At 70.3% G+C, this 15,291-nt stretch carries 10 protein-coding genes and 2 pseudogenes; 8 read left to right on the top strand and 4 right to left on the bottom strand.

Annotated elements, in window-relative coordinates:
• Nucleotides 1-195: 195 nt before the first annotated feature.
• From AC1U89_RS24170 to AC1U89_RS24160, 3 genes and pseudogenes are all read left to right on the top strand, one after another.
• Nucleotides 196-271, top strand: a pseudogene (locus AC1U89_RS24170) (hypothetical protein); the annotation flags it as partial.
• A gap of 540 nt (nucleotides 272-811) precedes the next feature.
• Nucleotides 812-2,521: a methionine--tRNA ligase gene (gene metG / locus AC1U89_RS24165; RefSeq protein WP_479902160.1), complete on the top strand. Its 1,710-nt coding sequence runs from the start codon at nucleotides 812-814 to the stop codon at nucleotides 2,519-2,521.
• A gap of 1 nt (nucleotide 2,522) precedes the next feature.
• On the top strand, nucleotides 2,523-3,704 hold the full coding sequence (locus AC1U89_RS24160) for an MFS transporter (RefSeq protein WP_479902159.1): 1,182 nt from the start codon (nucleotides 2,523-2,525) through the stop codon (nucleotides 3,702-3,704).
• A gap of 97 nt (nucleotides 3,705-3,801) precedes the next feature.
• Here the strand turns inward: AC1U89_RS24160 and cysN are convergent, their stop codons facing one another.
• Nucleotides 3,802-5,715: a sulfate adenylyltransferase subunit CysN gene (cysN, locus tag AC1U89_RS24155; protein ID WP_479902158.1), complete on the bottom strand. Its 1,914-nt coding sequence runs from the start codon at nucleotides 5,713-5,715 to the stop codon at nucleotides 3,802-3,804.
• Nucleotides 5,716-6,633: a sulfate adenylyltransferase subunit CysD gene (cysD, locus tag AC1U89_RS24150; RefSeq protein ID WP_479902157.1), complete on the bottom strand. Its 918-nt coding sequence runs from the start codon at nucleotides 6,631-6,633 to the stop codon at nucleotides 5,716-5,718.
• 290 nt (nucleotides 6,634-6,923) lie between these two features.
• Here cysD and AC1U89_RS24145 point away from each other — a divergent pair, with 290 nt between their 5' ends.
• The 3 genes from AC1U89_RS24145 to AC1U89_RS24135 all read left to right on the top strand — a co-directional run bounded on the left by AC1U89_RS24145 (nucleotide 6,924) and on the right by AC1U89_RS24135 (nucleotide 10,827).
• Entirely contained in the window at nucleotides 6,924-7,124 is a 201-nt protein-coding gene (locus AC1U89_RS24145; protein ID WP_479902156.1) for a hypothetical protein, read from the top strand.
• Between the two features lie 174 nt (nucleotides 7,125-7,298).
• Nucleotides 7,299-10,265, top strand: coding sequence for a coiled-coil domain-containing protein (locus tag AC1U89_RS24140; protein ID WP_479902155.1), 2,967 nt, complete (start codon nucleotides 7,299-7,301; stop codon nucleotides 10,263-10,265).
• A 1-nt stretch (nucleotide 10,266) separates the two neighbouring features.
• Nucleotides 10,267-10,827, top strand: a complete 561-nt coding sequence (locus AC1U89_RS24135; RefSeq protein WP_479902154.1) for a sugar transferase — start codon at nucleotides 10,267-10,269, stop codon at nucleotides 10,825-10,827.
• On the opposite strand, the gene AC1U89_RS24130 is transcribed toward AC1U89_RS24135, so the two are convergent.
• Complete coding sequence (locus AC1U89_RS24130) at nucleotides 10,824-12,266, bottom strand: mannitol dehydrogenase family protein (RefSeq protein WP_479902153.1); 1,443 nt, start codon at nucleotides 12,264-12,266, stop codon at nucleotides 10,824-10,826. The genes AC1U89_RS24135 and AC1U89_RS24130 overlap by 4 nt on opposite strands.
• Nucleotides 12,263-13,786, bottom strand: a complete 1,524-nt coding sequence (locus AC1U89_RS24125) for a UxaA family hydrolase (RefSeq protein ID WP_479902152.1) — start codon at nucleotides 13,784-13,786, stop codon at nucleotides 12,263-12,265. Before AC1U89_RS24125 ends, AC1U89_RS24130 begins: the two co-directional genes overlap by 4 nt.
• A 185-nt stretch (nucleotides 13,787-13,971) precedes the next feature.
• Here AC1U89_RS24125 and AC1U89_RS24120 point away from each other — a divergent pair, with 185 nt between their 5' ends.
• Complete coding sequence (locus AC1U89_RS24120; protein ID WP_479902151.1) at nucleotides 13,972-15,027, top strand: LacI family DNA-binding transcriptional regulator; 1,056 nt, start codon at nucleotides 13,972-13,974, stop codon at nucleotides 15,025-15,027.
• Nucleotides 15,028-15,144: 117 nt separating this feature from the next.
• A pseudogene (locus AC1U89_RS24115) lies at nucleotides 15,145-15,291 on the top strand (glucuronate isomerase); the annotation flags it as partial.

Raw genomic sequence — 15,291 nt, 5'->3', positions numbered from 1 at the left:
GAAAAGGCTCGACGGCTCTGGGTTTACCGGCCAACGGTGAAACCACTCACCCTCCCACCGCCTGCGGCGGCGGGCCCCTCCCTCTCTCWWAGAGAGAGGGGTTTGGGGTGCGTATCCCCGCCTCATTGCCAACCAACCCGCTGATATCCCTGCGCTAAATCTTTATTCCCCGCAGGGTTTCCCGGCGACCGCATAATCGTCCCACCTCGACGCGGGAAAGGGCGCATGGCCAGCGACCGATGCGGCGGCGGGGGGCGATCGAGCGGGAAGCTCTGTCGGATCTGGTCCGCGTTCGGTAGGGGCCGGAACAACCTCACGTCTCTGGTGCCGGTCGGGCGTGGTCCACAGATACGACGTGACGTGAGGGTCGATCGAGCAGCAGGCGAGCGGTGACAGGCTCGCGGTCCGGGACTGGAGGCGTTGATCCAGCCCGCCCGTTGGAGGCTTCAAGGCGGCGAGGTTCGAACAGAACTCAGCGCCGCCGCGCTTCCGGATAACGACCGCGCGGAGCGATCGGGCTTCGTCGAAACGGTATTCTCTAATTCTTCCGGACGGTGTCCGGCGCTCCGCAGCCCTTTCCATCAGCTCACAGCCGAAGGCGTGGGATCACACCCCCTTGCCCCCTACGGATCGCTTCGCGATCGTCTTCCCCCATAGGGGGAAGAGGCCGCGTGTTTTCCGTCATCCGCCCCCTATGGGGGCGGACAGACCGCGAAGCGGTCAGGTGGGGGCAAGTGGGTGAGCCGCCGAGCTTTCGTTTCCGCCCCGGGCCTTCTATATGCAACCGCTCCTCGACTCCCCCGGAAGACCCATGGCCCGCATCCTGATCACCTCCGCCCTGCCGTACATCAACGGCATCAAGCACCTGGGCAATCTGGCGGGATCGATGCTGCCGGCCGACGTCTACGCCCGCTTCCAGCGCGCGCGGGGCAACGACACCCTCTATATCTGCGCCACCGACGAGCACGGCACGCCGGCCGAGCTGGCCGCCGCCGCCGCCGGCCAGGACGTGGCCACCTACTGCGCCGAGCAGCACGTGCTGCAGCACGACGTGGGCCGGGCGTTCGGCCTGTCGTGGGATCATTTCGGCCGCTCGTCGTCGCCGCAGAACCACCGCCTGACCCAGCATTTCTGCGAGGTGCTGGAAGAGCGCGGCCTGATCGAGGAACGCGTCGACCAGATGGTCTATTCCATCGACGACAAGCGCTTCCTGCCCGACCGCTACATCGAGGGCACGTGCCCTCACTGCGGTTTCGAGAAGGCCCGCGGCGACCAGTGCGACAACTGCGGCAACTTGCTGGACCCGACCGAGCTGATCAATCCGTACTCGGTGATCTCCGGCTCGCGGAACCTTGAGGTGCGCGACACCCGCCACCTCTATCTCCTTCAAACGAAGATGGCCGATCGCATCAGGGCCTGGGTCKACGGCCACGCCGACTGGCCGCTGCTGGCCAAGTCGATCGCCTACAAGCACCTGGACGAGGGCCTGATCGATCGCGGCATCACCCGCGACCTGTCCTGGGGCATCCCGGTGACCCAGGGCGAGTTCCCGCGCCCTGGCTTCGAKGACAAGGTCTTCTACGTCTGGTTCGACGCGCCCATCGAATACATCGCCGCCACCCAGGAATGGGCGGAAGCCGGCGCGGACCGCGACTGGAAGTCGTGGTGGCGCACCGACGAGGGCGCAGATGACGTCCGCTACGTCCAGTTCATGGGCAAGGACAACGTCGCCTTCCACACCGTCAGCTTCCCGGCGACCATCCTGGGCTCGGAAGAGCCTTGGAAGAGCGTCGACATGCTCAAGGCCTTCAACTGGCTGAACTGGTACGGCGGAAAGTTCTCGACCTCGAACCAGCGCGGCGTGTTCATGGACGCGGCCCTGGAGATCCTGCCGCCCGACCTGTGGCGCTGGTACCTGACCTCGAACTCGCCCGAGAGCAGCGACACGGCCTTCACCTGGGAGCAGTTCGCCAGCGCCGTGAACCGCGACCTGGCCGACGTGCTGGGCAACTTCGTCAACCGCATCCTGAAGTTCACCGAGAGCAAGTTCGACGGCGTGATCCCCGAGGGCGGCGCCCCCGGCCCGCTGGAGGAGAAGCTGTTCGCCGACGTCTCGGCCCGCCTGGCGGACCTGGCCGAACAGATGGACGCCATCGAGGTGCGCAAGAGCGCCCAGGCCCTGCGCGCCCTCTGGGTGGTCGGCAACGAGTACTTGCAGGAGGCCGCCCCGTGGACGGCGATCAAGACCGACCGCGACCGCGCCGCGGTGATCGTCCGCACCGCCCTGAACCTGGCGGCCCTGTACGCCCGCATCTCGGCGCCGTTCATCCCGTTCGCCGCCGAGAAGATCGCCGAGGCGTTCGGTCAGGCCTATCCGGGCGCCTGGCCCACCACCGACGCCGCCGCCGAGCTGTCGACCCTGCCGGTCGGCCTGTCGGTCCGCGCRCCGGAGGTGCTGTTCAAGAAGATCGAGGACGAGCAGATCGCCGAGTGGACCGCCCGCTTCGGCGGGGCGGAATAGGGTGACGGACGGGGCGGGGGCAGGGCGTCTTTCAACCCAAACCCGCCTGGGCCTGTTCTACGTCGTCTCCTATCTCGGCACCGGCGTCAGCCTGCCGTTCATCGCCACCTATTTCCGCTCGCGCGGCCTGACCGGGGCCGAGATCGGCCTGATCCTGGCCGTGCCGATGCTGGCGCGGCCGTTCACCGGACCGGTGCTGGCGGTGTGGGCCGACGGCTTTTCCCTGCGGCGCACGCCCCTGTCCCTGCTGGCCCTGGGGGCGGCGGCCGGCTACCTGGCCATGCTGGTGGCTCCGGGGTTCTGGGGGCTGCTGGCCTGCTGGCTGGTGGGCATGACCTTCCTGACCACCCTGACCCCGCTGATCGACGTGCTGACCCTGCGGCGCTCTCGCCTGGACGGCTTCAACTACGGCGTCCCGCGCGGCGCGGGCTCGGCGGCTTTCATCGTCGCCAACCTGGCCATGGGGGCGATCCTGGCGGTCATGGCGCCCAGCGTCATCGTGGCCTGGATCACCACGGCGGCCGTCGGCGTCGCCGTGATCTCGGCCCTGGTCCTGCCGGCCGACCGCGTGCACGAGAGCGGCGAGGCCCCCGGCCGGGCCGAGCGCTGGAAGGGGCTGGGCGGCCTGCTGCGCGACCGGACCTTCGTGCTGGCCGTGGTCACCGCCGGACTGATCCAGGGGGCGCACGCCTTCTACTACGGCTTCTCGGCCCTGCTGTGGCGCAAGGAGGGGATCTCGGCCCCGATGATCGGCATGCTCTGGGGCGTCGGGGTGGCGGTCGAGGTCGGCTTCATGTGGTTCGCCGAACCGTGGCGGCGCAAGGTCGGGCCCGAGAAGCTGCTGGTGCTGGGCGGGGCCGCGGCCCTGATCCGCTGGAGCGCCTACGCCTTCACCCCGCCACTGTGGCTGCTGTTCCCGCTGCAGGCCCTGCACGCCCTGACCTTCGCGGCCAGCTTCATGGCTTCGCTGCGGCTGATCGAGCGCCTGGCCCCGCCGCAGAGCGCCTCGGCCGCCCAGGCGATCAACTCGGCCCTGTCGGCCGGCTTCGTGCTAGGCGTGGGCACGCTGGCGGCCGGCCCCCTGTTCGACGCCTTCGGGCCGAGGGGCTACCTGGCTATGGCGGCGATGGGCGGGCTGGGTTTGATTGGAGCCGTGATGCTGGCCAAGCGGGCGGGGCGCTAGCGTGGTCGGGGAAACGCCCTTGCGGCGTGTCCCCATCGAAGAGCGCCGCGCCCGGTCATGGGGACACGCCGCAAGGGCATGTCCCCAGCCGCGTGGCCTAGATCTCGTAGTCCAGCTCGCCTTCCAGCCAGGCGACGATCCGCTCGGCGGCGGCGACCGGATCCATCTTCGTGGTGTCGATCCGCAGCTCCGGCGTCTCCGGCGCCTCGTAGGGGCTGTCGATGCCGGTGAAGTTCTTCAACTGGCCCGACCGCGCCTTCCTGTAGAGGCCCTTGACGTCCCGCGCCTCGGCCACCGCCAGCGGGGTGTCGACGAACACCTCGACGAACTCGCCGTCCTGCAGGATCTCGCGCGCCAGGCGGCGCTCGGCCCGGAACGGCGAGATGAAGGCGGTCAGCACGATCAGCCCGGCGTCGACCATCAGCTTGGCGACCTCGGCCACCCGGCGGATGTTCTCGACCCGGTCCTCCTCGGTGAAGCCGAGGTTCTTGTTGAGGCCGTGGCGGACGTTGTCGCCGTCCAGCAGATAGGTGTGGCGGCCCAGGGCGTGCAGGCGCTTCTCGACCAGGTTGGCGATGGTCGACTTGCCCGCGCCCGACAGGCCGGTCAGCCAGACCACCCGGCCGCGCTGGCCTTTCAGCGCCGCGCGCGAGGCCTTGCTGACGTCGGTGTGCTGCCAGTGGATGTTGTCGGCCCGGCGCAGGGCGAAGTTCAGCAGGCCGGCTCCGACGGTGCGGTTGCTGATCCGGTCGATCAGGATGAAGCCGCCCAGATCGCGGTTCTTGGCGTAGGGCTCGAACGGGATGGCCTGGTCCAGCGACAGGTTCACCAGGCCGATCTCATTCAGCTCCAGCTTCTTGGCCGCCAGGTGCTCCAGCGTGTTGACGTTCACCCGGTGCTTGATCTCGGTGACGCTGGCCCCGACCATCCGCGCGCCCACCTTCAGCAGGTAGGATCGGCCTGGGGGCAGGGGATCGTCGTCCATCCAGACGACCGTGGCCTCGAACTGGCCGGCCACGGCGACCGGGTCGTCGGCGGCCACCAGGATGTCGCCGCGGCTGACGTCGATCTCGTCAGCCAGGGTGAGGGTCACCGACTGGCCGGCATAGGCCTCGGCCAGGTCGTCGGGCTTGGTGACGATGCGGGCGACGGTGCTCTCGCGGCCCGAGGGCAGGGACTTCACCCGGTCGCCMGGCCGGACCGTGCCGGCCGCGATCTGGCCCGAGAAGCCCCGGAAGTCGAGGTTCGGGCGGTTGACCCACTGCACGGGCATGCGGAACGACTGGCTGCGCAGGTCATCCTCGACCTCGACGCCTTCCAGCCAGTCCATCAGGATCGGGCCGTCGAACCAGGGCGACTGCTCGCCGCGCGCGGCGATGTTGTCGCCGCMCAGGCCCGAGATCGGGATCGGGGTGAAGGTTTCCAGGCCGATCTGGTCGGCGAAGGCGCGATAGTCGGCGACGATCTTGTCGAACACCGCCTGGTCCCAGCCGACCAGGTCCATCTTGTTGACCGCCAGCACCACGTGGCGGATGCCCAGCAGCTTGACGAGATAGCTGTGGCGGCGGGTCTGGGTCAGCACGCCCTTGCGGGCGTCGATCAGGATCACGGCCGCGTCGGCGGTCGAGGCGCCGGTGACCATGTTGCGCGTGTACTGCTCGTGGCCGGGGGTGTCGGCGACGATGAACTTGCGCTTGTCGGTCGAGAAGAACCGGTAGGCGACGTCGATGGTGATGCCCTGCTCGCGCTCGGCGGCCAGGCCGTCGACCAGCAGGGCGAAGTCGATCGCGCCGCCCTGGGTGCCGACCCGCTTGGAGTCGGCCTCGAGGGCCGCCATCTGGTCCTCGAAGATCATCTTGCTGTCGTAGAGCAGCCGGCCGATCAGGGTCGACTTGCCGTCGTCCACCGACCCGCAGGTGATGAAGCGCAGCAGCGACTTGTGCTGGTGGGCGACGAGGTAGGCGTCGATGTCCTCGGCGACGAGGTCGGAGGGCTTGTAGACCTTGGTCATCTAGAAATACCCCTCCTGCTTCTTCTTCTCCATCGAGGCCGACTGGTCGTGGTCGATGACCCGGCCCTGGCGCTCGCTGGTGGTGGCCAGGAGCATCTCCTGGATCACCTCGGGGAGGGTGGAGGCGGTGCTCTCGACCGCGCCGGTCAGGGGGTAGCAACCAAGGGTGCGGAAGCGGACGCTCTTCATCTGCGGGACCTCGCCGGGGCGCAGGCGGAAGCGATCGTCGTCGACCATGATCAGGCTGCCGTCGCGCTCGACCACCGGCCGCTCGGCCGCGAAGTACAGCGGCACGATCGGGATGTTCTCCAGGTGGATGTATTGCCAGACGTCCAGCTCGGTCCAGTTGGAGATCGGGAAGACGCGCAGGCTTTCACCGGGATGCTTGCGGGTGTTGTAGAGCTTCCACAGCTCGGGCCGCTGGTCCTTGGGATCCCAGCGCTGCTCGGCGGTGCGGAAGCTGAAGACCCGCTCCTTGGCCCGGCTCTTCTCCTCGTCGCGGCGGGCGCCGCCGAAGGCCGCGTCGAAGCCGTACTTGGCCAGGGCCTGCTTGAGGCCCTCGGTCTTCCACAGGTCGGTGTGCAGGGCGCTGCCGTGGTCGAACGGGTTGATCCCCCGCGCCTCGGCCTCGGGATTCTTATGGACCAGCAGGTCGAAGCCCAACTGCTGGGCGATGGTGTCGCGCAGCGCGTACATCGCCTTGAACTTCCAGGTCGTGTCGACGTGCAGCAGCGGGAAGGGCGGCTTGGACGGATAGAACGCCTTGGCCGCCAGGTGCAGCATCACCGCGCTGTCCTTGCCGATCGAATACAGCATGACCGGGTTTTCGCACTCGGCCGCCACCTCGCGCAGGATGTGGATGCTTTCGGCCTCCAGGCGCTGCAGGTGCGTCAGGCGGGCCGGGGACAGCGCACTCATGGACGGGTCCGCAAAGGCGTCGTGCGACAGCGAAGCGACTTGGGTAGGGGGCAAAACGCTTATCCGCAAATGGAAAGCTCCGCCGACGCACGGATGCGCGGCGACGGAAGGGGGGATGTTGGTCGTGGACCTAGGTCTCGTGGGCCGAGCGGGCAAGGCGGGGAAATCTGCAGGCGCTGTGAGCTTCGATGGCGCCCGGCGGCGGGAGCGGGGCCTTTCATGACCAAAAGTTCACTCGCCTCCCGCGACGAACCGCCGCATAACGCCGCTATCGGAAAATGGGCCTGCCGATGTCCTCCCTGGCTGAATTCATCGCCGCGATCGTGCTCTGGCTGTCGTCGATGGCGCTTTGCCAGTTCGGCATGGCCGTCGAGCATCGCGCCAAGGAGCCGCCCAAGGCCGAACGGGTCATCGCCCGCTCGCCCCGCCAGCAGGCCGTCCAGACCATCGAGCGCTGTCCCAAGCTGCATCGGACCGAGGTCAACGCCTAGGGCGACGCCCAGGCCCTCGACGCGCCAACCCCTTCGCCAGACGGGAAAACCGGCGGAACCCGCTATGCGGGCCGGCTTTTCGCCGCTAGGTTTATTCGTTGCGTGCGAGAGGGGCGTCCGCGCGGCGATGTTCATCCGGCCCCGAGCCGTTTCGCCCTGGGACTATGGCTGCGTATGAAGCCCAAGAAGCGCCAACCGCTTGATTTCACCGGCATTCCCGTGGAGCCGCCGGTCGATGACGTCGATCGCGCCGTCGAGGCGGAAGCCGAGCCCGATGCGGACGCGCCGGTCAGCGAACCGGACCTGGACCTCGATATCGCCGCCGTTCCGGAAGCGTCGGCGCCGCCGATTCTCGACCGTGGCCCGCTGGGCCTAGAGCCCGAACCCGCGCCGGAGCCGCTCGCGGCCCCCGCGCCTCAGACGTCTCGCGCCAGCGCGCGCCGCGGCTTCTTCGGCAATGCCTCCAAGTCGGCGCCGAAGCCCGAGCCCCAAGCTGAACCCGAACCCCAGCCCGACTCCAAGGCCTTCGAGCCGGTCGAACCGCCGAAGGTCGAGGCCGCCGATCCCGAGCCGGAAGCGGTGATCGAACCGGCCCCGCCGCTGAAGTCGAACTTCAAGCCGCCCGAGCCGGAAGCCGATCCGGCGCCGTTCACCCCGGCCCGGGGTCGCCGCAGCGCGCCGGTCGAGGCCGAGCCCCTGGCCCCGCTGCCGTCGTTCCTGACCGCGCCGGTCGCCAGCCAGGCCGCTCAGCCGCCGGCGCCGGTCGTCGAGCCGGAACCGCCAGCCCCGTCCAAGCGGTTCGAGGCGGCGGTGTCCAAGTCGCGCGAGACCTCGCCGGCTGCGCCCGCGCCGCCGGTCACCACGCTGTCGACGGCCCGTGAGGGCAAGAAGCCGATGCCGGCCCCGCTGTTCTGGAGCCTGGCGGTCGCCGCCGCGGCGCTGTGGACCCTGGGCCCGATCGCCTTTGCTTTGGGTTATGGCGCGGGCGTGCCCGCCCTGAAGGTCGACCAGTTCGCCCTGACCGTGTTCGCGGCCCTGGCCATTGGTCCCGCCGTTTTCACCCTGCTGGGCGCCTACATGCTGCGCCAGGCCATGGGCGTCTCGGCCGAGCTGAAGCACAGCCGGACGGTGACCGACCGCCTGGTCACCCCCGCCGCCCTGGCCGCGGCCGGGGTCGACGGCATGGTCGAGCGCATCCGGGGCCAGATCGACGCGGCCACCGCCGCCGCCGAGGACGCCCGCAACCGCGTCCAGGAACTGCGCGAGGCCCTGGCCGAGGAGACCCTCGCCCTGGCCCAGACCACCAGCGAGTCCGCCCGCATGGTGCAGCAGCTGTCCGAAGGCCTCGGCCACGAGCGTCAGGCCATGCACGCCCTGTCGACCACGCTGGACGCCCAGTCCACGGCGGTGGTCGACGCCATCGGCAGCCAGGCGCGCATGGTCGCCGAGGCCTCCGACCTGGCCGAGACCCAGCTGCGCGAGGCCGAAGCCGCCCTGGCCGCCCGGGCCGCCGATCTGGCCGCGGCCGCCGCCGAGGCCTCTGACGCCGCCCGCGTCGGCGCCGAGGACCTGTCGCGTCAGATCGCCCGACTGGAGACCGCCGGCCAGGGCGTCGGCGACCAGATGGGCGCCGTCGAGCGCACCCTGGCCTCGCAACGCGCCGCCCTGGTCGCCGCCAGCCAGCAGCTGCGCACCGACCAGGAGGACTTCGCCGCCGAGAGCGAKACCCGCACCGCCCAGCTCACCGAGTTCATCGGCCACACCCGCGCCGGCGCCACCGAGATGAGCGACATGGCGGCCATGGGCGCCGAGGTGCTGCGCGGCCTGATCGGTTCGGCCGCCCAGCAGCTGCGCGAAGTCGCCGAGACCGCCCGCGCCGAGCGCGAGGCCCTTGCGGCCGAGACCTCCAGCGCCATCGCCGCCCTGGCCAGCGCCGCCGGCGGCCAGCGCGCCGACCTGGAAGCCGCTCTGTCCCAGGCGATGGAGTCCATGGCCGAGGCGGCTCGCAAGGCCAACGAGGGCGTCGAGTTGCGCGTCGAGGCGGCCCGCATCCGCGTCGACCAGTTGAACGAGATCGCCTTCGCCGCCGGCCAGAAGGCCGACACGGTGTTCGAGTCCCGCATGGACGAGGCACGCGACCTGATCGAGCAGTCGGCCCAGGTGGTCGAGCAGGCCGGCGCCCGGACCGCCCAGAAGCTGTCCGAAGCGGTCGAGACCGCGCGCGGCACGATCACCGAGATGGAGGCCATGCTGGCCGATGTCGGTCGCCGCACCGCCGACCTGCCGGCCGAGGCCCTGGCTCGCGCCAACGAGGTTCGGGCCCAGATCGAGCAGGGCATCGAGGACCTGCGCACGTCCGCCCGCCGGACCGCCGAGGAGACCGCGGCGATCGACCAGGCCTTCCAGGAGCGCGTCCGCCGCAACTACGACATGCTCAGCGAGGCCGTCGGCCKGATGGGCGCGGCCCAGCCGCCCGCCGCCACGCCGTCGCGCGCGCCGCCGCCGCTGAACCGCCAGGTTCAGGCCGCGGCTCCGCCGCCTCCGCCCGCGCCGACCCCGGCCCCACGGCCCGCCAACGAGCCCAGCGCAGAGGAGGCCGGCCTGCGGCCGCGCCTGCGCCTGACGCCGACCGCCACCGACGACGAGTTCCGCTCGGTGTTCGACGCCGCCGGCGGCCGCAACGCCGCCCCGTCCGCGCCCGCCGAGCGGGCCGAACCGCAGCAGGGCGGCGGCCTGTCGTGGCGCAACCTGCTGTCGGGCCTGGAGAGCGCCGCCCCCGGCGACGCCGCCCTGGGCGAGAAGATGGCCGGCGAGATCCTGGCCATGGGCATCGACCCGACGGCCCTGCTGCCCCGCGCCCGCATCGACGAGATCGCCGCCACGATCCAGACCCACGACGAGGGCGCGTCGCGCGAGGTGGTCAAGAAGTTGGCCCCGGCCGCCATCCGCCGCCTGGTCCGCCGACTGTTCTCCGACGCCGCGCTGCGGGCCGACGCCGAGCGCTTCCTGCGCCGCTACGCCGGCATGATGGACGAGGCGTCCGAGCAGGACCGCGAAGGCTTCCTGGTGGCGGCCCTGCTGTCGTCCGACGCCGGCCGCGCCTACCTGCTGCTGGACGCGGCGTTCGGGGATCTGGCCTGACGTGAAAAGGCTGTTCGACGCGGCGGCGTCCGGGGCGGCGCTGCTGCTGCTGGCCGTGCCGCTGCTGGTCGTGGCGGCGGTGGTGCGCCTGACCTCGCCGGGGCCGGCGCTCTACTGGTCGCAGCGGGTCGGGCGCGGCAACGCCCTGTTCGCCATGCCCAAGTTCCGCACCATGCGGATCGACACGCCCGAGGTCGCCACCCACCTGCTGGCCGATCCCGACCAGTGGCTGACGCCGCCAGGCGCCTTCCTGCGCAAGACCAGCATCGACGAGCTGCCGCAGCTGTGGAGCGTGCTGGTCGGCGACATGAGCCTGGTCGGCCCGCGCCCGGCTCTGTTCAACCAGCACGACCTGGTGGCGCTGCGCACCGAAGCCGGCGTCGAGGCGCTGCGGCCCGGCGTGACCGGCTGGGCGCAGATCAACGGGCGGGACGAGATCGCCATCCCCGAGAAGGTGGCCCTGGACGCCGAATATCTCCGACGCCAGGGGTTCTGGTTCGACCTGACGATCCTGCTGCGGACCGTCCTGCCCGTGGTGACGGGCCGGGGCGTCACCCGCTAGGCGAGGTCGTCGTAGGCCTTTTCGAGCGCCGCCACGAACGTCGCATTGCCCGCCAGGTCGCGGCTGAACACCGGCTCCAGCTTCAGGAACTGGGCCACGTCGGCCTTGGCGTCGCCGGTGCAGGCGGCGGCCGTCTCGACCAGGCGATCGGCCAGCGGGTCGACGATCTTGACGCCCTCGGCCGCCCGGCGGCGGACGAAGTGCATCCAGGCGGCCAGCGGCAGGGCCAGGCGCTCGACCGGGCGACCGGCGGCCAGGGCGTCGGTGACGGTGCCGAGGATGCGGAAGGGCAGCTTCTGCGAGCCGTCCCAGGCGATCTGGCTGAGCAGGTGGCGGATCTCGGGATTGCGGAACCGGCCCAGGATGGCCTGGGCGTAGGCGGCCAGGTCCAGGCCGCGCGGCGCGGTCAGGGTCGGGATGATGTCCTGGACCATCAGGTCCTCGGCGATCCTGGCCAGCTGCGGATCGCTGATCGCCTCGAACACCGTCTCGTGGCCTTTCAACAGGCCGGCATAGGCGATGGTCGAATGGACGCCGTTCAGCAGGCGCAGCTTGGCGCGCTCGAAGCCGCGCACGTCGTCGGTCAGGGTGACGCCGACGCTGGCCAGGTCCGGCGCGTTGTCGCCCAGCACGTCCTCGACCACCCACTGGGTGAAAGCCTCGCGCTGGATCGGCCAGGCGTCGGTCAGGCCGGTGGCGGCCTCGACCCGGGCCCGCAGGGCGTCGTCGGTCGCCGGCGTGATGCTGTCGACCATGGTGCGCGGGAAGCGGCCCTCGGCCTCGATCCAGGCGGCCAGGGCGGGGTCGATCGCGTCGGCGAAGGCGACCACGGCGGCCTTCAGGCGCCAGCCGTTGTCGGCGAGATTGTCGCAAGCCACCACGGCGTAGGGCGGCAGACCCACCTGGTGGCGGCGACGCAGGCCCTCGACCACGTAGCCGACGGCGCTGACCGGCAGGCGCGGGTGCTCCAGGTCGTGGACGATGTCGGGATGGGCCGTATCCAGCTTGCCGTCGCCCGTCAGGCAGTAGCCCTTCTCGGTGACGGTCAGGGTGACCATGCGGGTGTCCGGCGCGGCCAGGCGGGCGAAGACCGACGGCGGGTCCTCGGGCGCGACCAGCACCTCCAGGATCGAGCCGACCACGCGGAAGGTGGTCTCGGCGTCCAGCTGGGCCAGGGTGTAGAGGCCGTCCTGCGGCTGCAGGGCGTCGCGGACGCCGGGGCTCTTCAGCGACACGGCGCAGACGCCCCAGCGCGGGTCCTTGGCCAGCAGCTGGTCGAAATAGAAGGCCTGGTGGGCGCGGTGGAAGGCGCCGGGGCCGAAATGCACCACGCCGACCGTGACCTTGTCGCGGTCGTAGGCGGGCAGGGCGACGCCCGGAATGGCGGCCGGATAGCTGACGGCGTTGAGGCGGAGAGGACGGGAGATCGTGTCGGTCACAGAGTAACGCCTTGCTTCCAGATGGCGATTTCACGCTCGCCGTTGAGTTCGGCCTTGGTCGGCTGGCCCGAGGCCGTGGCCACGACCAGGTCCATCAGGGAGTCGGCCGCCGCGTCCATGGTCTGGCCCGATAGCACGACCCCGGCGTCGAAATCGATCCAGCCCGGCTTGCGGGCGGCCAGGGCCGAGTTCGAGGCGATCTTCAGGGTCGGGGCGGGGAAGCCCAGCGGCGTGCCGCGGCCGGTGGTGAACAGGATCACGGTGGCGCCGGCCGCCGTCAGGGCGGTGGACGAGACGGCGTCGTTGCCGGGCGCCTCCAGCAGGGTCAGGCCGTGCGGCCCCACCTGTTCGCCGTAGCGCAGCACTTCCACCAGCGGCGCGCGGCCGCCCTTCTGCACCGCGCCCAGGGACTTCTCCTCCAGGGTCGTGATGCCGCCGGCGATGTTGCCGGGCGAGGGGTTCTCGTAGATCGGCTGGTGGTTGTCGATGAAGTAGCGCTTGAAGTCGTCGATCACCCCGACGGCTTCGTCGAACACCTCGCGGGTGGCGGCGCGGGCCAGCAGCACGCCCTCGGCGCCGAACACCTCGGGGATCTCGGTCAGCACCGGGGTGCCGCCGGCGTCGGAGACCTTGTCGGCGATGCGGCCGACCAGTGGATTGGCGGTGACGCCCGAGAAGCCGTCCGAGCCGCCGCACTTGAGGCCCACGACCAGCTCCGACAGCGGGGCCGGTTCGCGGCGGTCCTTCTCAGCGATGGCGACCAGTTGCTCGACGGCGTCCAGGCCGTCTTCGAGTTCGTCCTCCACCATCTGGGTGGTGAACGAGCGCAGGCGCTCGGGGTCCAGGCCCGGCGCKGACTCCAGCAGGGCCTTCAGCTGGTTGTTCTCGCAGCCCAGGCCCAGGATCAGCACGCCGCCGGCGTTGGGGTGGGCGGCCAGGCCCGCGATCAGCTTGCGGGTGTGGGTCAGGTCGTCGCCCAGCTGCGAGCAGCCGAACGGGTGGGGGAAGGCGAAGACGCCGTCGACCCTGCCGGCGAAGCGGGCGTTGGCCTTCTCGGCGATCCTTCGGGCGGTGTTGGCCACGCAGCCCACGGTGCACAGCACCCAGATCTCGTTGCGGGTGCCGACCCGGCCGTTCTTGCGGCGATAGCCCAGGAAGGTCCCGGCCGGCGGTGGAGCATGCGGTTCCGGATGGGCGTCGGCGTAGACGAAGTCCTCGACGCCCGACAGCCGGGTCTCGACATTGTGGACGTGCACGTGGTCGCCGACCGCGATGTCGGCCGTGGCCCGGCCGATCGGCCAGCCGTACTTCAGCACGTCCTCGCCAGCGCTGGCACGGCGCACCGCGATCTTGTGGCCCTTGGGGATGTCGGCGCGGGCGACGATCGCCTGGCCGTGCAGGTCCAGGGTTTCCCCGGCGACGAGGTCGCGCAGGGCCGTGGCCACATGGTCGCGCGGATCGACGCCGTGGATCGATTCGGACGGGCTGAGGGTAGGGTCGACGATCAAAGCCTTGGTCATTGGAACTTTTCGTGCTGCCATCCCGTCTGTACGGCGGGGAAACCGGTGTCACCATAGGGCAAATACGCCCGGTGGTGCAGTTGTAGCGACGCCGCCGTGCGATAGAGTATGACAAAACAAAACAACGATCGCCGCATGGAAACGCTTTGACCTCGTCCAAATCCCCGTTGCCGGAGACTGACGGCATGGAAAACGACGCCGCTTTCGACGGCGGCCTCGAAGGCGGCCGCAAGCGCGCCACGATCAACGACATCGCCCGTCTGGCCGGGGTGTCGAAGAAGACCGTGTCGCGCGTGATCAACCAGTCCCCCTTCGTGCGCGACGAGACCCGTGAGCGCATCGAGGCGGTGATCGCCGAGTGGGGCTATGCGCCCGATCCCCAGGCCCGGGGCCTGGCGTTCCGCCGCTCGTTCCTGATCGGCATGATCTACGACAACCCCAACCCGCAATATGTCGTGAACATGCAGCTGGGCCTGCTGGACGGCATCCGCGGGTCCGGCTTCGAGCTGGTGGTCCACCCGTGCGACCGTTCCAGCCCGACCTTCCTGCAGGACATCCGCACCTTCGTCGAACGCCAGAAGCTGTTCGGCGTGGTGCTGCCGCCGTCGGTGTCGGAAGACGAGCGGGTGGCCAAGCTGCTGCGCGAGATCGGCTGCGAGTACATCCGTATCGCCTCGGTCGAGCTGGACAAGCCCGAGCACATGATCGTCGGCCACGACCGCGTGGGCGGCGAGGTCATGGGCGCCTATCTGGTCGAACTGGGCCATCGCGAGATCGGCTTCATCAGCGGCCTGCCCAGCTTCCGGTCGTCGCACGAGCGGCGAGGGGGCTTCGAGGACGCCCTGAACAAGGCCGGTCTGGAGCTGAAGCCCGACTATGTCGTCCAGGGCGCGTACACCTTCGAGTCGGGCCTGGCCTGCGGCGAGACGCTGCTGGCCAAGACGCCCCGGCCCACCGCGATCTTCGCCGGCAACGACGAAATGGCGGCCGGGGTCCTGCAGGCGGCGCGCCGCGCCGGGCTTCAGGTGCCGGCCGACGTGACCGTGGTCGGGTTCGACGACTTCCAGATCGCCCAGGCCGTCTGGCCGCCGCTGACCACGATCCACATCCCCACCCGCGAGGTGGGCCGGATCGCGGCCGAGAAACTGATCGGCGCGGCGGTCCGCGAGAAGCGTGACCCCAACAGCACGATCCCCTATCTGGTGGTTCGCGACTCGTCCGGCGCCCCGCCCGCAAGCTAGGGTGGCCGGCATGATCGCGGCGGCGCCTTTGGCTTGCATGGCGCCATGACACCGGTTACCAAGCGCGTCGAAAACGGCCCGCGGAAGCCGTCGGCGGAGTAGGGAGTAGAAGACGCCATGACCCGGCCTCTGGTTTTTCACGACGACCGCCTGTTCCCGGCCGACGAGCGCACGCGGGGGATCGCGAGGGCGCTGTACGGCCAGGTCAAGGGCCTGCCGATCATCAGCCCGCACGGCCACACCGACCCGGCCTGGTTCGCGACC

It is taken from the genome of Caulobacter sp. 05T431, from assembly GCF_056665975.1.
The sequence above is the reverse complement of the archived record's forward strand: the minus strand, read 5'-3'. Positions and strand labels throughout refer to the sequence as shown.